18 protein-coding genes are annotated in these 17,418 nt (G+C 42.1%); 14 read left to right on the plus strand and 4 right to left on the minus strand.

The genetic code is table 11. The features are described from left to right. The first annotated feature begins 146 nt into the window (after positions 1–146). The 11 genes from ACR42H_RS05700 (at position 147) to ACR42H_RS05750 (ending at position 11,615) form a co-directional block, all read left to right on the plus strand. Positions 147–329 (plus strand): SE1561 family protein, encoded by a 183-nt coding sequence (locus ACR42H_RS05700; protein ID WP_009335760.1) that lies wholly within the window; start codon positions 147–149, stop codon positions 327–329. Between the two features lie 188 nt (positions 330–517). Continuing rightward, on the plus strand, positions 518–2,071 hold the full coding sequence (locus tag ACR42H_RS05705) for a fumarate hydratase (protein WP_436375032.1): 1,554 nt from the start codon (positions 518–520) through the stop codon (positions 2,069–2,071). Positions 2,072–2,189: 118 nt separating this feature from the next. Next, on the plus strand, positions 2,190–2,981 hold the full coding sequence (gene pdaA / locus ACR42H_RS05710) for a delta-lactam-biosynthetic de-N-acetylase (protein ID WP_217025742.1): 792 nt from the start codon (positions 2,190–2,192) through the stop codon (positions 2,979–2,981). Positions 2,982–3,235: 254 nt separating this feature from the next. Further along, entirely contained in the window at positions 3,236–4,117 is an 882-nt protein-coding gene (locus ACR42H_RS05715) for a DNA-3-methyladenine glycosylase family protein (protein ID WP_436375034.1), read from the plus strand. A gap of 19 nt (positions 4,118–4,136) precedes the next feature. Beyond that, positions 4,137–5,516 carry a 23S rRNA (uracil(1939)-C(5))-methyltransferase RlmD gene (gene rlmD, locus ACR42H_RS05720; RefSeq protein WP_436375036.1) on the plus strand — a complete coding sequence of 460 codons (1,380 nt, stop codon included), beginning with the start codon at positions 4,137–4,139 and terminating at the stop codon, positions 5,514–5,516. A gap of 335 nt (positions 5,517–5,851) precedes the next feature. Continuing rightward, entirely contained in the window at positions 5,852–6,820 is a 969-nt protein-coding gene (locus ACR42H_RS05725) for a tRNA dihydrouridine synthase (RefSeq protein WP_113883143.1), read from the plus strand. A 291-nt stretch (positions 6,821–7,111) separates the two neighbouring features. Beyond that, the gene (locus ACR42H_RS05730; protein WP_436375038.1) at positions 7,112–7,537 is read left to right on the plus strand and encodes a hypothetical protein; all 426 of its coding nucleotides are present in this window, start codon (positions 7,112–7,114) and stop codon (positions 7,535–7,537) included. A gap of 104 nt (positions 7,538–7,641) precedes the next feature. Next, on the plus strand, positions 7,642–7,797 hold the full coding sequence (locus ACR42H_RS05735; RefSeq protein ID WP_113883146.1) for a DUF1540 domain-containing protein: 156 nt from the start codon (positions 7,642–7,644) through the stop codon (positions 7,795–7,797). Between the two features lie 155 nt (positions 7,798–7,952). After that, complete coding sequence (locus tag ACR42H_RS05740; protein ID WP_436375040.1) at positions 7,953–9,419, plus strand: protein adenylyltransferase SelO; 1,467 nt, start codon at positions 7,953–7,955, stop codon at positions 9,417–9,419. Between the two features lie 580 nt (positions 9,420–9,999). Then, entirely contained in the window at positions 10,000–10,833 is an 834-nt protein-coding gene (locus tag ACR42H_RS05745; RefSeq protein ID WP_436376852.1) for an SPL family radical SAM protein, read from the plus strand. A 29-nt stretch (positions 10,834–10,862) separates the two neighbouring features. Then, positions 10,863–11,615 carry an AAA family ATPase gene (locus ACR42H_RS05750; protein WP_436375042.1) on the plus strand — a complete coding sequence of 251 codons (753 nt, stop codon included), beginning with the start codon at positions 10,863–10,865 and terminating at the stop codon, positions 11,613–11,615. A 41-nt stretch (positions 11,616–11,656) separates the two neighbouring features. Here ACR42H_RS05750 and ACR42H_RS05755 read toward each other — a convergent pair whose 3' ends face one another. From ACR42H_RS05755 to ACR42H_RS05770, 4 genes are all read right to left on the minus strand, one after another. Beyond that, entirely contained in the window at positions 11,657–12,073 is a 417-nt protein-coding gene (locus ACR42H_RS05755) for a VOC family protein (protein WP_436375044.1), read from the minus strand. Between the two features lie 94 nt (positions 12,074–12,167). After that, the gene (locus tag ACR42H_RS05760; RefSeq protein ID WP_113883151.1) at positions 12,168–12,470 is read right to left on the minus strand and encodes a DUF5634 family protein; all 303 of its coding nucleotides are present in this window, start codon (positions 12,468–12,470) and stop codon (positions 12,168–12,170) included. Positions 12,471–12,556: 86 nt separating this feature from the next. Continuing rightward, complete coding sequence (locus ACR42H_RS05765; protein ID WP_113883152.1) at positions 12,557–12,997, minus strand: MarR family winged helix-turn-helix transcriptional regulator; 441 nt, start codon at positions 12,995–12,997, stop codon at positions 12,557–12,559. 25 nt (positions 12,998–13,022) lie between these two features. Continuing rightward, positions 13,023–13,499, minus strand: a complete 477-nt coding sequence (locus ACR42H_RS05770) for a glutathione peroxidase (RefSeq protein WP_113883153.1) — start codon at positions 13,497–13,499, stop codon at positions 13,023–13,025. Positions 13,500–13,644: 145 nt separating this feature from the next. Here ACR42H_RS05770 and ACR42H_RS05775 point away from each other — a divergent pair, with 145 nt between their 5' ends. The 3 genes from ACR42H_RS05775 (at position 13,645) to hemG (ending at position 17,417) form a co-directional block, all read left to right on the plus strand. Beyond that, on the plus strand, positions 13,645–14,661 hold the full coding sequence (locus ACR42H_RS05775; protein ID WP_436375046.1) for a DUF1835 domain-containing protein: 1,017 nt from the start codon (positions 13,645–13,647) through the stop codon (positions 14,659–14,661). Positions 14,662–14,825: 164 nt separating this feature from the next. Further along, the gene (locus ACR42H_RS05780; RefSeq protein WP_436375048.1) at positions 14,826–15,893 is read left to right on the plus strand and encodes a C45 family autoproteolytic acyltransferase/hydolase; all 1,068 of its coding nucleotides are present in this window, start codon (positions 14,826–14,828) and stop codon (positions 15,891–15,893) included. 138 nt (positions 15,894–16,031) lie between these two features. After that, positions 16,032–17,417 (plus strand): protoporphyrinogen oxidase, encoded by a 1,386-nt coding sequence (gene hemG, locus ACR42H_RS05785; RefSeq protein WP_436375050.1) that lies wholly within the window; start codon positions 16,032–16,034, stop codon positions 17,415–17,417. Position 17,418 lies beyond the last annotated feature (1 nt).

A 17,418-nucleotide genomic window follows, 5' to 3' on the forward strand; every position in this document is an offset into this window, starting at 1 on the left:
CCTTTTATAGGAAGGCAGTAAACGGACGATTAATGATTCTTTTATGTTGCTGGAAGCCAATAGAAGGGCATATTAATTAAAAATACTTATTTGCTGAAATAACTAATTTCATGTAGGATGTAATCGAGACGAAAGGAGAGAACGTTTTGGGCAGTCCGATTCAAGATAAGAATTCACAGGTTACTTTTCTAAAACAGCGCTTAAATATGTTCCTGGATGTACTGGAAGCTATTGAGCCGGAAGACACTGAAATCGAAGACATCGACCGTTTAATTGCTATGATCGATGACCTCGAATCCAAATGCCGTGAATTTAATAACCGCGATTAATACAGGAGCCTGAGGGCTCTTTTTTTTATGGGAATAGCTTTGGAAATTTCCTCTTTCATCCTGTAAACGATTGCAACCTGTGTCTTTAAATACGCATCAGATAGGAGTATAATGGTAGACGATTAATAATCGTAATTTTCATAAAAGATATAAGTTATATAGGGAGTAAAGGGAAGGGGACTAAAGCAATGAATATCGATAAATTTCAGGAAAGCATGTATCAGCTGATTGTTGAGACATCCACTAATCTTCCGCGTGATGTGCGCCGTGCAATCAAATCAGCGAAAGAAAGAGAAAATGCTGGCACTAGAGCAGCGATGAGCTTAGATACCATTACGAATAATATTAAAATGGCTGATGATAATGTGTCGCCAATTTGCCAGGATACCGGATTGCCAACGTTCAAAATCAAGACGCCAGTCGGTGCTAATCAGCTTGTCATGAAGGAAGCGATCAAAAACGCAATCACCCTGGCAACTAAGGACGGAAAGCTTCGCCCGAACTCTGTTGATTCCTTAACTGGCGCCAACAGCGGGGACAACCTTGGCTTTGGGACGCCTGTCATTAAATTTGAACAATGGGAAAAAGATTATATTGATGCCAGGCTGATTCTTAAAGGCGGCGGCTGTGAAAATAAAAATATCCAATATAGCCTTCCCTGCGAACTTGAAGGCCTTGGCCGTGCTGGAAGAGACCTTGATGGAATCCGCAAATGCATCATGCATTCTGTATACCAGGCGCAGGGACAGGGATGCAGCGCCGGCTTTATCGGTGTCGGCATCGGGGGAGACCGCTCTTCAGGCTATGACCTGGCGAAAGAGCAGCTGTTCCGTTCTGTAGATGATGTGAATCCTAATGAAGACCTCCGCAAACTCGAGGATTACGTGATGGAGAATGCAAATGAGTTAGGAATCGGAACAATGGGCTTCGGCGGGGAAACCACCCTTTTAGGCTGTAAAGTCGGTGTTATGAATCGTATTCCTGCAAGCTTCTTCGTATCTGTTGCCTATAATTGCTGGGCGTTCCGCCGCCTTGGCGCAGCAATCAGCATGGAAACAGGCGAAATTAATGAATGGATGTACCAGGAGGGCGAGCATATCGACTTTGGTGCTTCTGAAGCCGAACTGGAGACAGCGGCAACAGCAGAAACAGCAGAGCAAACAAACATCGTGACCTTGCAGGCGCCGATCACTGAAGAACAGATACGCAATCTTAAAGTCGGTGATGTGGTTCAAATCAACGGCATGATGTACACGGGCCGTGACGCCATCCACCACCACTTGATGGACCATGATGCACCAGTTGATCTTAATGGGCAGGTTATTTACCACTGCGGCCCGGTCATGATGAAGGATGAAGACGGCAAGTGGCATGTAAAAGCTGCTGGACCGACTACAAGTATTCGTGAGGAGCCATATCAGGGCGATATCATGAAAAAGTTTGGCATCCGTGCTGTTATCGGTAAAGGCGGAATGGGTCCGAAAACACTGGCAGCACTCCAGGAACATGGCGGCGTTTACTTAAACGCAATCGGCGGAGCGGCACAATATTATGCTGACTGCATCAAGTCGGTTGAAGGCGTGGACCTCATGGAATTCGGTATTCCGGAAGCTATGTGGCACCTGAAGGTTGAAGGCTTTACTGCAGTTGTGACGATGGATTCCCACGGAAACAGTCTTCATAGGGATGTAGATAAATCTTCACTTGAGAAATTGGCTCAATTCGAAGAGCGTGTATTTTAATACGAACGAGAGAGGCTGTTACAGTCTCTCTCTTTTTTGTGCATTTATTGCCAAAAAACCCTGCGAATGTTTTTATTTCATTCACAAACACTAAGAAAAAAATATTGGAGGAGCTCAGATGAAAAAATTAAGTATCTTCCTGAGTGTTTTTATTTTGTTTTTTTCCGGAACAGCTTATGCGAATTATGGCAACTCTCCGGTTCATTGGGGATTCAAAAAAGCAAAAAATGAGGTGCCTGCCGAAGCAGGAAAGCCGCTCGACTCACTGCTTGAAAGACATGGTTCCTATTATAAAGGCGATACAAGCAAAAAAGACATTTATTTAACATTTGATAATGGATACGAAAATGGCTATACAGGGCAAATTCTAGATGTTCTGAAAAAGGAAAACGTTCCTGCTGCCTTTTTTGTAACGGGACATTATTTAAAAAGCGCACCCGATCTTGTAAAGAGGATGGCGGATGAAGGGCATATCATAGGCAATCACTCCTGGCATCATCCTGATATGACAAGAGTGAGCGATGAGAAATTTATTAAAGAGCTTGAAATGGTCCGCGCTGAAAACGAAAAGCTTACAGGTGTTAAGCATATGGCTTATTTGCGGCCGCCTCGCGGCATTTTCAGTGAACGCACTTTGGCTTTAGCGAAAAAAGAAGGCTACACCCATGTTTTCTGGTCATTGGCATTTGTCGACTGGAACACAGACCGGCAGAAGGGCTGGCAGTATTCTTACGACAATATTATGCGCCAGATCCATCCAGGCTGTATCCTTCTATTGCACACTGTTTCAAAAGACAATGCTGATGCTCTCCAAAAGGCCATACAGGATCTGAAAAAACGCGGGTACACCTTTAAGAGCCTTGATGACCTGACATGGGAACAGGCAATTGGGGAGAGGATGCTGTACTGAATTTTTTCAAAGCCCGGTAAATCAACAAGTGACCGATAAATCGGATATTTAACCGATAAACTTCCAAAAGTGACCGATATATTTGAAAACAGGCCGATAAACAGTACAAACTGACCGATAAAAATGGAATTCTGACCGTTATCTAAGGAAAATTTTATTCAGCAAAGACCCGGGGATACCCATTCTTCGGGTTTCTTGCTATTTTTACAGCCTATTTAGTAAAACTTCCTTAAAAAATGCTATAATCGGGGAAAATGATAAAGGACGGATTCTTCTTGGAAAAGATTCAGGTAGAAGGACCTTATAATTTTGATCTGGTACTGGACAGGTTTTCGAATGATCCTCTTAATCAGGTTGATATAGAAAATCGGTCTGTGAAAGTGCCTATGCTGCTCAGCCATCAGCCGGTTGTGGCAGAAGTAAAAGCAATAGGAACGACTGATAAGCCGGAATTTTTTATAACCGGAACGGATGGCCCTCTTAAAGAAAAAGCAGCAGAGCGCTTATCGGAAATTTTTCAATGGCATCTGCCTCTTGAGAGGATTCATAAACATTTTCAAAACACGGAATTACAGCCAATATTCGATGCTCATTATGGAACTCCAATTGTTCTGGACTTTGATCCGTATAGCTGTATATTAAAATGCATTATTCACCAGCAGCTTAATCTTGCTTTTGCACACACATTAACAGAACGGTTTGTAAAAGCATTTGGGTTCGAAAGGGATGGAGTGTGGTTTTATCCGCTTCCTGAAAAAGTGGCAGAACTTAAGGTGGAAGACCTGAGGGAGCTGCAGTTCAGCGGTCGGAAGGCTGAATATGTAATTGGCATCGCAAAAGAAACGGCCTCGGGAAAATTAAACTTTGACGAGCTTAAAAGCCTTTCAGATGAAGAAATATATGATAAACTTATCAAATTGCGTGGTGTTGGACCCTGGACTGTTCAGAATTTCCTAATGTTCGGACTTGGCCGGCCAAATCTTTTTCCAGCTGCAGACATTGGCATCCAGAATGCCTTAAAAAAACTATATAAATTGGAAGCGAAACCGACTCTTGAGGAAATGGAGACATTCTCGAAGAGCTGGAATCCCTATTTGAGCTATGCTTCTCTTTATTTGTGGAGGAGTATCGAGTAATTTGGAGTGATGAAGTACCATGAAACAAGAACAAACAGCTAAATTAAAACTAAAGCAAACGTTCCCGCTGACAATCAAAAGGCTTGGCATCAACGGGGAAGGTGTCGGTTATTTTAAAAGGCAGGTCGTATTTGTTCCAGGAGCACTGCCTGGCGAGGAAATCACAGCAGAAGCAACAAAGGTGAATCCAAAGTTTGCTGAGGCCAAAATAAAGAAAATCCGTAAGAAATCGGAGTTCCGTGTCCAGCCGCCATGCCCGGTATATCATGAGTGCGGAGGCTGCCAGCTGCAGCATCTCCGCTATGATCAGCAGCTGAAGGAGAAACGGGATATCATCATCCAAGCTTTAGAACGTCATACTAAGCTGAATCCTGAGAAGCTTGATATTAAAGAAACCATTGGAATGGATGATCCTTGGAGCTACAGAAACAAAAGCCAGTTCCAGGTTGGCCAAAAAGACGGAAAGGTGCTTGCCGGATTATATGGCATGAATTCGCACCGCCTGATAAATATTGAGCACTGTGCAGTACAGCACCCGCAAACAACAAAGGCGACTGAAACAGTGAAACGTATTCTCCAGGATTTGAGAATCCCAATCTATAATGAAAGAAGCCGAAAAGGCATCGTAAGAACAATAGTTGCCAGGGTGGGAATCCGGACAGGAGAGCTTCAGATTGTACTGATCACAACTCAAAAAGAGCTTCCAAAGAAAGAGATCATTATAGAAAAAATCAAAACTGAGCTTCCTGAAGTAAAATCAATCATCCAAAATGTGAATGGTGAAAAAAACTCCCTTATTTTTGGACAGGAAACCCTGAATCTGGACGGAAGCGACTTTATCCAGGAAACACTCGGAGATTTGCAGTTTGAACTATCTGCACGGACATTTTTCCAGCTGAACCCTGAACAAACCGTTAAGCTTTATAATGAAGTCAAAAGAGCAGCGGCTTTAACCGGCAAAGAAAAAGTAGCTGACGCATACTGCGGCGTCGGAACGATCGGATTATGGGTAGCAGATCAGGCAGCGGAAATCCGCGGCATGGATATCATCAGGGAATCGATTGAGGATGCAAAGAAAAATGCTGCCCGCCATGGAATTAAACATGCCCAATACGTTGTCGGCAAAGCAGAGGAATGGCTTCCTAAATGGACAAAAGATGGATGGCGTCCGGATGTTATTATCGTCGATCCGCCAAGAACAGGACTTGATCAACAGCTGTTAAAAACGATTTTAAAAGTCCAGCCGAAGAAAGTGGTTTATGTCTCATGTAACCCATCAACATTGGCAAAGGATATTTCGGTCCTGAGCCCCAAATATAAAGTAAATGGTATACAGCCTGTGGATATGTTCCCGCAGACCGCGCACGTGGAGAGTGTGACACAACTAGTTTTAAGATAACCCAAACATAAGCTTTGCTAAATACACCCTGATTTCGTAAAAAATATTTTTGCGGTTTTGGGGTCTTTTTTCTGTTAACCCCTGCAGTTTTTTAGGATGTTTTGCAAAGCTTTATTTTTTGCTCAGTAAGTGGAATACTGTTTAATATGATGGATGTCAGCTGGAGATATTTTGGCTGTACAAAAATTGTACAGTTAAAAATTACATTTCCAATCAGTTTGATAAAAAGTGCTTATGCATGGTATAAGTGTAAAAGAAGCAGGGTTACGCTGCTTTTTAATTTTGGGATATGGAGTTAGAATGGTATCCCTTAATGAGAGGATTGGAACGAAAAGATGAAAGAAAATTTTTGGCGTGAGTTACCACGGCCATTTTTTATACTGGCACCAATGGAAGAGGTGACGGATGTTGTTTTTCGCCATGTGGTGAGTGAAGCAGCCAGACCTGATGTGTTTTTTACTGAGTTTACAAACTCAGATAGCTATTGTCACCCTGAGGGGATCAATAGTGTGCGTGGGCGTTTGACTTTTACAGAGGATGAACAGCCAATTGTAGCCCATATATGGGGGGATAAACCTGAATACTTCCGGCAAATGAGTATTGGGATGGCGGAACTGGGCTTTAAGGGATTGGATATCAATATGGGCTGTCCTGTACCCAATGTGGCACAGCATGGGAAGGGAAGCGGCCTGATCCGTCGCCCGGAAGTTGCAGCTGACTTGATCCAGGCAGCCAAAGCAGGAGGTTTGCCGGTAAGTGTAAAGACAAGGCTTGGCTTTACGGAAGTAGACGAATGGAAGGTCTGGCTGAAACACATTTTGGAACAAGACATTGCTAATCTTTCCATCCATCTGCGTACAAGGGACGAAATGAGCAAAGTGCCTGCGCATTGGGAGCTGATCCCGGAGATTAAGAAACTTCGCGACCAGGTGGCACCGGATACCCTTTTGACAATCAATGGAGATATTCCTGACCGTCAGACGGGCATGGAGCTGGCCCAGAAATACGGTATTGATGGAGTTATGATTGGGCGCGGAATATTCCATAATCCATTTGCCTTTGAAAAGGAGAAGAAAGATCATAGCAGTGAGGAATTGCTTGATCTCTTAAGGTTGCATATGGATCTCCATGATCAATATTCGCATTTAGAGCTGCGGCCGTTCACGGCTCTTCATCGCTTTTTCAAGATCTATGTCAAAGGATTTCCAGGGGCAAGTGCACTAAGAAATCAATTGATGAACACTAGGTCAACGGATGAAGTGCGTGAATTGCTTGATGCCTTTGCGTCAAAGAATCTTGAATAAAATAATTGATTTCTAAAGGGGGATGGGCAAGCGGTCCATCCTCCTTTTTTTAAATAAATTCACAAGGTTTGTTGCTTTTTGTATTATATTTACTGAGTTGATTGTAGCGGAAGGTGCGAGATCCTCGAAAATGCATACGCATTTTCTTCGTGCGGTGTTTACTCAAGGGAGCTTATTCAATGTCCTGCGGTTCGCTGAGCAGCCTGGAGCGGAAATCAACGGACAACAATGATAAGCGAAAAACAACAATTTATACGAAAAGAGCCTAAATTTTAAACTTGAGGGATGAGGATGAAAGCTTTATTATTATGCACATTCATGCTATTTTCTTTTGCAATGATAGCAGGCTGTCAATCAGCTCCTGCTGAAAAAATGGTTCTTTTAGATGAAAAAATCAATGAAATTAAAGTTTCAAAATCAGAGGGGGTTGGGGAAATTAACGAAGATACGTTTCTTTCCTTCAATGACAGAAAATCCATCGCTGCATTTGAAGAAGCAATAACTACAGCTGTAAAACAGCCAGGGAATGCAGATATTAGTAAACCTGAATATGATATCGCGGTTGAATACAAAGGAGATCTTCCTTCACACGGGATTCATTTATGGCTTGGAGAGGAGAATAAAAAAAGCGCCTTCATGTATATTACAGATGAATCGGTTTACCTGACCTCTCCAGAAGTGACGATAAAACTAAGAAGCCTAATTCTCTCCCAATAACTGCAGCGATTGGCCATTTCATTTGCCTATGGAATTAAATTCCGTATGGTTAATTCACTTGGAAAAGGGGTATGGATCAGTAACCCAAAAGGAGGTGGCCAAGAATGGAAGTAGAAGTTTTATGTAATGTAGAGAATTGCAAGTATTGGGCTGAAGGTGATAAATGTGTAGCCGACTCTATTTATGTGATTGGCCAGAATGGCCGGGAAGCTGATGGTGTTGAGGAAACAGCCTGTAAAACGTTTGAGCATAGTGAATAAGAGTGAGAGGGCCTGACTGCTGGCGTATTTAAAGAACCCGGCGTCAGGTTTTTTTTACATACAAAAGAGAAGATTATTAAGCCCGCTAAGTTTCTCCGGAAAGGGTATAATAAATGAAAATGACAATAAATCCATGCAGACAGGAAGGAGATAGAATGACGACTAGTAATGAAACCGGATGGAATTTTGATAATAGCTATGCACGGCTTTCTCAGACATTCTTTTCAAAAGTAAAGCCAAACCCTGTACCATCCCCTGAAATGGTGATCCTTAACGAGCCGCTGGCGAAATCTTTAGGATTAAATATTGATGCATTGACAAGTGAAACAGGCATTGAGGTACTTTCAGGCTGTAAAGTTCCAAAAGAAGCTGAACCACTTGCTCAGGCTTATGCAGGGCATCAGTTTGGACACTTTAATATGCTTGGAGATGGCCGGGCGATGCTGATCGGCGAGCAGATAACCCCTGAGGATAAACGGGTTGACATTCAGCTGAAGGGCTCCGGCAGAACTCCGTTTTCACGCGGTGGAGATGGGCGGGCGGCTCTAGGCCCGATGCTCCGGGAATTTATCATCAGTGAAGCCATGTATGCTCTGGGAATTCCGACTACCCGCAGTCTGGCAGTTGTAACAACAGGTGAAGCGATTATCCGCGAAACCGAGCTTCCAGGTGCTATCCTGACAAGAGTGGCTGATAGCCATATACGGGTGGGCACTTTTCAATTTGCGGCAAACTGGAGGCCAGTTGAAGAGCTTAAATCCCTGGCAGATTACACGATTCAGCGCCACTATCCAGAAACCAGAGATGATGAAAATCCTTACCTGGGACTCTTGCAGAACGTGATCCAGCGCCAGGCTGCACTCATTGCAAAATGGCAGCTGACAGGTTTTATCCATGGAGTCATGAACACCGACAACATGGCCATTAGCGGAGAAACTATTGATTATGGTCCGTGCGCTTTTATGGATAAGTATGACTTGGCAACCGTATTCAGTTCCATTGACAGAGAAGGCCGCTATGCTTATGGAAATCAGCCTTATATAGGCGGATGGAATCTGGCAAGGTTTGCTGAAACCCTCTTGCCCCTGCTGCATGAAAATGAGGAAGAGGCTGTAAATTTAGCCCAGGATGCAATTTCCGAATACAATAAAATATATCAAAATCATTGGCTTGAAGGAATGCGGGCAAAGCTCGGATTTTTTAATGAAGAAGAACAAGATGAAGCCCTATTTACCAGCCTTCTAAAGATGATGCAGAAGTCAGGAGCAGATTATACAAACACCTTCCGTTCATTAACTTTAGGCAAGCTTGAGGAAACTTCAATATTTGATGATCAAGAATTTGCAAACTGGCATGGACAATGGCAGGAAAGGCTGGGCAGGCAGAAGGAATCGAAAGAAGCTGTGAATGAATTAATGAGGAAGAGTAACCCTTCCGTCATCCCCAGAAATCACAGAGTTGAGGAAGCTCTGAGTGCAGCTGTTAACAAAGGGGATTACAGCGTGATGAAAAAGCTTCTTGCAGCACTGAAGGATCCTTATGCCTATACAATAGAACAGGAAGAATACTGCAAGCTGCCAGGGCCATCCGGCATGCCTTATCGAACGTTTTGCGGAACATAATAGGAAGAAATGACCAATAAATAGGCAAAGCCTGGCCCCAGTATCGGGTCAGGCATTTTTTTTAGCAAGAATTTTCCTTTTAGAAAAGAATTCTTTTCTATGATTAAAAAGGGGGGAATTTCCATATTGGACCAAATATGAGTGATCACGATCAAAATAAGGGATTTGAAAAGTGCGGTGAATTTTCACACTGAGGTTTTAGGCTTCAAAGTATAAAAACATTATGGAGATAAAATTGTCAGTCTCGTACATAATGATGTACAGGTTGTTCTGGAGCGCAGATGAAAAAATGGGCTCCAATGTATTGCCTGGGATACTTTCAAAGGATATCGAAAGTGATTTAGCAGAATAAGAGAAGCTGGTGTGAAAATGCTTTTTGAAAATCCTTTTTGAAAATCCTCAGCCATGTCCTCCAGGCCGTTACTTCATTATTGAGGATCCTTCTGGTAATCAGATTGTTGAGTTCCCTAATTTTTAAGGAAGAGTCATAATGGGCAGGAGAGGTTAGTGCTTATTGTTGACATCAGGAAATCACAGTGTTACTTTTGAACAAGAACATACATTCGATTTGGTGATTGCCTTGAATACACAAATTAAAGAAATTATTTCAAAAAGCATCTTAACACCTGCAAAAGGTGCGATAGACAACTTTACTCATTCATTGAACCCCTATGCGGGCTGTGCCTTTGGCTGCAAATATTGCTACGTAAGGGAGCTGCCTGTTTCCATTTTTCGTGAAGAGGAATGGGGTGCGTGGATTGATATAAAATCAAATGCGGCCGAGCTTTTGGAGAAAGAATTGGCTAAAGCTAAAAAAAGGGGAAAAGTTGCTATATTTATGTCCTCTTCCACTGACCCTTACCAGCCGATTGAATATACCTCAAAACTGACAAGAAGTTTATTGGAAGTTATGCTTGAAAATCAGCCTGACTTTTTACATGTACAAACCCGTTCGCCATTGGTGAAGCGGGATATCGATTTATTTCAGCAATTCGGAGATAGTATCAGAATTTCCATGACAATCGAGACAGACAAAGAAGAAGTCAGAAAGGCATTTGCACCAGCGGCTCCTCCCATTCCGGCAAGAATGGCTGCACTAAAAGACATAAAAGATGCAGGAATTGTAACTCAAGCAACATTAGCCCCATTACTGCCATGTTCAAGAGAATTTCCTTCAAAGCTTAAGTCTATTGCAAACCGAGTTACAATTGACGATTTTTGGATGGGAGATGGAAGCGGTGGACGAAGGACCGAGAGACTTGGAATCCGAAAGATTTTTGATGAGCTTGGTTTGGGGAAATGGTATAATCCATCTGCATATAAAGTGGTTCTTAAAATGCTGGACCGGGAGTTTCAAGATGCACCCATTCAATTAGGTGTATCCAAGGCTGGCTTCAGCCCTTATGGCAAATAGCTGACTATAAAATATATGAGGTATTTTTAATGGATCTGTTACGTTCACAATATGTAAGAGGTATTAGCCTTAAAAGAGAAGAAATTCCTTCCTTCAATCAGTATCCCTTCAGCCTTCCCAGCTTGAAAACCATGGATGAGGTGCCTTTCCACCCGAAAGTAACCTTTCTGATTGGAGAGAATGGAATGGGAAAGTCGACACTGCTGGAGGCAGTAGCGGTTGCACTAGGATTTAATGCAGAAGGCGGATCTTTCAATTTTAACTTTTCAACATTCGATTCGCATTCTGTGCTGGGAGATTATCTCAAGGTGATAAAAGGCATAGACAGGCCGTCTGATGGCTTTTTCCTAAGGGCAGAGAGTTTCTATAATGTCGCTTCCAATATTGAAGAAATGGATCGGGAAGGTGGCGCACCAAAAGTAATCGACTCCTTTGGAGGCCGTTCTTTACATGAGCAATCTCATGGAGAAGCGTTTTTCTCCACGTTTCTTCACCGGTTTCGCGGTAATGGGATCTACATCCTGGACGAGCCGGAGGCGGCACTTTCTCCTTTGCGGCAAATGTCAATGCTGACAAGAATTCATGATTTGGTCAGGGAACACTCACAATTTATTATCGCCACACACTCTCCGATCATTATGGCCTATCCGGATGCAGCAATATATGAATTCAGCGAGGAAGGCATTTCAGAAAAGAAGCTGGAGGAAACGAATCATTACCGCATCATGAAACAATTCTTTGACGATAAAAAAAGAATGCTTCACCATTTGCTGGATGAATAAGAAAAATGGAGGCCGCATGCCTCCATTTTTATCTATGTATCTTATTTACTTTCGTGGCTGAACATCCAGTTAATACCGAATTTATCGGTTAACTGGCCAAAGCTCTTACTCCAGAATGTCTCCTGCAGCTCCATGGTTACTGTGCCGCCATCCTGCAGATTGTTAAAATACTTTCTCAGGTTATCCAGGTTATTAATGACAACTGCGAGATTAATGTTATTTCCTACTGTAAATGGCATACCGGGAAAAGTATCTGAAAACATAACATTACTGCCGCAAATGTTAAGGCTTGAATGCATGACCAAATTCTTTGCTTCCTCCGGAAGAGGATATTCAGGACTTTGCGGAGCATCACCAAAAGTTGTAATCTCAGGCATTTCCAGTTCAAAGGCCTTTACATAAAATTCAATTGCTTCGCGTGTATTTCCCTCGAAATTAAGATAGGCATTAACAGCCATCCCTTTCACTCCTTCCTAATACAATTCCATTATAGACAAAATATTCTAAATTTAATATAGTTCAAAAGTCAAAAAGTGAAAATCAGAACAATTTTTATAATTCCTGAAGTGCTTGATCTATATTATTGAAGCCTCTTCGGTCATTGCTATCAGGTTCATCTGATTCAATTGTCCACTCATTTTTTGCAGGAGATAATCCTCCACTATCATCTTTAATGAATGGACTATGTACGTGATACGTTTTCCCTGCTTTTTTCACCGTGTATCCTATATAGCATTGATGGTCCTGGCCTTCTTCCTCGAAAATACCAATATCGTCGATTCCATATTTGTCTAAATAGGAATGGAATGGCTCCTGCAATGCACTTATAACTTGCTCTCTTGGTAAAAACTCCATGACGATTGCTCCCTTCCAATGATCTATCCCTTAATATGGCTTTTTTTGGAGGGATTAAACATGGAACTGTGAAAAGAGTACCCCCATTAGCGAGGTACTCTGCTCTTTAACTTAAATCTAACTTTTCCGAGAAGCTCCATAAGTTCTTCATATTCTTCCAGCTCAATGCTGCAAGCCTGAATGGCTTCTCCGACATTTTGGGTGATAACCTCCTTTTCCCTGCGTGCTTTTTCCTCAAGGAAAATATACACCTTGCGTTCATCAGCTTTGGAACGCTCTTTTCGAAGCCATCCATTAGAAATCATTCTGGAAATCATAGGGGTAAGTGTCCCCGTGCCAAGATTTAGTCTTTCTCCAAGCTCCTTTGCTGTCACGCCATCCTTTTCCCAAAGTGCCAGAAGTACCAGATATTGCGGATAGGTTAAGCCAAATGGCTGAAGGGCACTTGTATACAGTTTTGTAAATTCTCCTGCTGTTTCATAAACGGCAAAGCATAGCTGTTTATCCAGTGTAAAAAAGTCTTTCACATAATCACCTGATTCTAATCTAGCATTACAATAATTTCGTCAAATCATCCTCGATTTTTCCTGGTTCAGTTGTAGGTGCATACCGTTCTACAACCTGGCCATTCCGGTCCACAAGGAATTTAGTAAAGTTCCACTTAATGTTTTTAGACAGAATTCCCTTTTTCTGTTCTTTTAGGTAAGTAAATAATGGATCAGTATTGTCACCATTTACATCAATTTTAGCGAAGATCGGAAAGGATACACCGTAATTAAGCTGGCAGAACTCAGTTGTTTCCTCAATATTATCGAATTCCTGGTTATTGAACTGATCACAAGGAAAACCAAGAATTTCAACGCCGCTGTCTTTATACTTTTCATAAAGCTCCTGCAGTCCTTTGAATTGGGGCGTTAATCCGCATTTGCTGGCTGTGTTTACTATAATCAGAGGTTTGCCTTCATAATCTTTCAAAGATTTCAATTCACCATTTGTTTTTTTGACTTCAAAATCATAAACCGTTGTCATTAAGGATACCTCCTACTTTTAATCGTGTACGATTTAATCTTAAACGATCTAAAATCCTTTTGCAAACAAATCAGCTTTTTATGAAACTACCATTAAGTTTATACGTAGAAAAGATAGGTTTCCAATTCATTTATAAAGGGTGATCATGATGATGGACGAATTGCGGGAAGCGATTGAGAAACTCCCGGAGAGGGGAGCGAAGAGCTATTTATTCCACATATTGCTTCGGGTCCACTTATTGAAAAACAGCGCTGATTCTCAGGAAGAAATCATTGAACTGCTTAATGATATTCAAAAAAGGATACTCTTTTATTCTCAAGAAAGAAAATTGGAGCGGGAATATGAAACTTACCACATTGTGTGCGGAGAATCACCGGCAGGCGCTTTAAAGGTTGGACTCAGTAAAGAAAATAAGGTCATTGGCTATCCTGATTTTTTTAGTAACGGACCTCTCTGGAAGCTGCATGAAGAAGAGGGCAGAAAAAAGAGATTAGAATGGCTGATGGATCACATTAATATGCATGAAGATTACCTGGAAATGAGATATGAAAGAAAAATAGCTAAAGCACTTGAAGAGATAGATTCTATTCCAGCGGGAAAACCGATCGTTATCTGGACAGCTGACAATGCAGATGAACAAACTGGTTTGCGGTATTTCCTTCACTTATTAAGAAACAAAGAAAATATTGTGCGTGTTATTAATACTGCTCGGTCATATAAGAAGCTTTTCCCAGCGAAAGAGCATCAATGCATTTTAAGGCACTCAGGTGAGGCAACTCCGGAGAAGCTGAAGGTTATACTGGAAAAACACATAGGTAGCCCTTTATTTGCAGAAGAAAGAAATTGTTTTGTATCTGATTGGCAGGCACTCTCCAAAACGAGGGAAGTATTGCGTATATGGGAAGATAATGAAATACATAGTGTACCAGAGAGTTATTTTGATGAATATATCATCGAGTCAGCTAAAAGGCTCCATAAAAGTAATAAAGGTTTTATAAAATCAGCCAGATTAATTGGTGAAGTGATTGGACACCTTAATGAGCCTATTGGTGATGGCTTTATTGAGTATAGAGTAAGATCCTTAATTTATAACGGAATATTTGCCATAAAAGGAATCCCGAAAAGTATGAGGCATTATAGTATTAAGCTGAAAGAATTATAGACGAATCTGATTTTTCCCTGAAATCAATAATTCCAGACAAAAGTGGAGCCTGTCCCATCCTGTGTGGACACTGCAACAGTGCAGTAGTTGAGGGCCAACTGCTGGAATTTCATGCAGGCATCAATTATTCTTAATAAAAGAAACGAATAGAAGAGGGATTTATCTTGAAAAAGATTTACAGTGATATTATTCAATTCCGCGGAACCCACTTTGATTTTGGTTTCATGCAGGGAGAACTTATAAAGGATTCTCTTTCTGTGAAAAATCGGGAGGATCAATGGAAGGTAAGAAAGTCGCGATTTTTAATTAATGAAGCAGAAGTGAAAAAAGCGATTACGAGGTTTGCCCCTGGTATTTGGGATGAACTGCTTGGGATACGGGAAGCATTGCAATGGCCGATGGAGCGGGTTTTGAAGGAGTTTGGCGGCTATCGCCTTGATTATGTCCGCTCGGGCTGTTCCATCCTTACAGGGGCTGATTTCCTGGTCCGCAATTATGATTACCATCCGAAAACTTATGAAGGGCGCTATACCCTTTATCAGCCAACAGATCAGGGATATGCGATGATTGGCCCAAGCCAGAGGGTGACCGGCCGGATGGATGGCATGAACGAAAAAGGACTTGTGATTGGATATAATTTTATGAACCGGAAAAAGCCTGCTGATGGCTTTATTTGCTGTATGATCGGCCGCCTGATTTTGGAGGCATGTGCAAATGTGGAAGAAGCGGTTGGGATGCTGAAGGAAATACCGCACCGCCATTCTTTTACATATGTGGTGTATGACAAAAGCGGAGGGACTTATGCAGTGGAAACATCACCGAGAGGTGTACAGGTCCGTCAGACAACTGCCTGTACAAACCATTTTGAAATCATGAAGGATGAAAATCGCAATCATCTAGCTGACAGCATGCGCAGGCTGGATGTCATGAAAAGCCGTCAGGGTGAGCAATTAGATGCACATGATGCTTTCCGTCTCTTGAATGATAGCGATAAAGGCGTTTTCTCGGATCTTTATGGAAGCTGGGCAGGGACGATTCATACATCAGCCTATCTGCCGGGGGAGATGAAAGCCTGGTTTGCGCTCGGCGGCGATAGAGAGCCAGTAATTTTTGATTTTGGGCATTGGCTCGATGGCCAGGATATTGAAATGAATAGAATCACTGGTGAAGTTGATACAGACATTCCTTTTTTGCATATGGATGAACAGGCGAATTGGTTCAAGAAAGGATGAAACGGAGAGGTGCGTTCTCCGTTTTTTCCTTATTTGAAAAAATATAGTCATCATTTGGACAAACCATCACATACTTTCATCACTTCATGTTATGGTACACTTTATATATGAATTGGAAGTAAACTGAGGTGCATACGAGTGAAAACAGTATTGGTCATAGGCGGCGGTGTAACAGGATTGTCCGCAATGTATGAACTGAATAAGTGGAAAAAAGAAAATGATCAGGATATAAGGCTTGTGCTGGCAGAATCAGCAGAACAGCTCGGCGGAAAAATCCGCACAGTCAGAGATGGCGGATTTGTAATCGAGGCGGGAGCTGATTCGATTGTTGCCCGCAAAGCGAATGCGATGAATTTTATCCAGGAGCTGGGGCTGGAAGAAGACGTTGTCTACAATGCTGCGGGGCGATCTTATATATACAGTGATGGAGAGCTGAAGCTGATACCAGCAGATTCTGTGTTTGGGATACCGGCCAGTGTTGAATCACTTGCCAAATCTGCTCTTGTTTCAGCAGAAGGGAAGGTTGAAGCCCTAAAAGATTTTTATATGAAAAATGATAGCTTTACAAAAAACGATTCCATCGGCGATTTCCTGGAGCATTTCTTCGGAAAAGAACTAGTGGAAAAACAAATTGCGCCAGTTCTTTCGGGGGTATATTCCGGGAAACTCAGTGACTTGACCATTGCTTCGACTCTTCCGCAGGTGTTTGATTATAAAGAAAAATACGGCAGCATTATTAAAGGTTTTGAAGAAAATAAAAAGGTGTTCCAGGGCGGAGGGGGAAAAAAATTCCTTTCCTTTAAAAAAGGTCTTGATGCCTTAATAGATGCTTATGAAGAAAAATTGGATGAAACCGAAATATTTAAAAACACGAAGGCAGTTAAAATAGAGAGAAGTGATCGCAAATATATAGTCGATTTCTCGAATGGCGAAAGCCTGGAGGCCGATCATCTGGTGCTAAGCATTCCGCATAATGCCGCTGCGGCGCTGTTCGATCATGAGGAGCTGGTAGCGGAATTCGAACTTTTGAAGAACAGTTCCTTAATCTCTATCTATCTTGCTTATGATATTCCAGACAGTGAGCTGCCTGAAGACGGGACAGGCTTCATAACTGCAAATACGGATGAATTGACCTGCAATGCCTGTACATGGACAAGCCGCAAATGGAGGCATACCTCAGAAAGCGGCAATCTGCTTGTTCGATTATTTTATAAAAGCAGCCATCCGGCCTTTGCATCTCTAAAGGAAATGAACGAAGAAGATTTGCTGCAGCCGGCTTTGGCTGATATTGAAAAAAGCCTTGGCATCACATCTGTTCCCACTGCAAGTGAAGTGACGAAGTGGACTGAAAAAATGCCAAACTATCTGCTATCCCATCCGCAGACAGTAGCAGCAATTGAAAACAGACTGGACCAGGAATACCCTGGAATATGGCTTGCAGGCTGCTCCTATTATGGTGTAGGAATACCAGATTGTATTGAAAATGGGGCAGAAACTGCCAGGAAAATAATTGATCGTATATAAC

The sequence above is a fragment of the Cytobacillus sp. BC1816 genome, from assembly GCF_051353635.1.
Taxonomy (GTDB): Bacteria; Bacillota; Bacilli; order Bacillales; family Cytobacillaceae; genus Cytobacillus; species Cytobacillus oceanisediminis_C.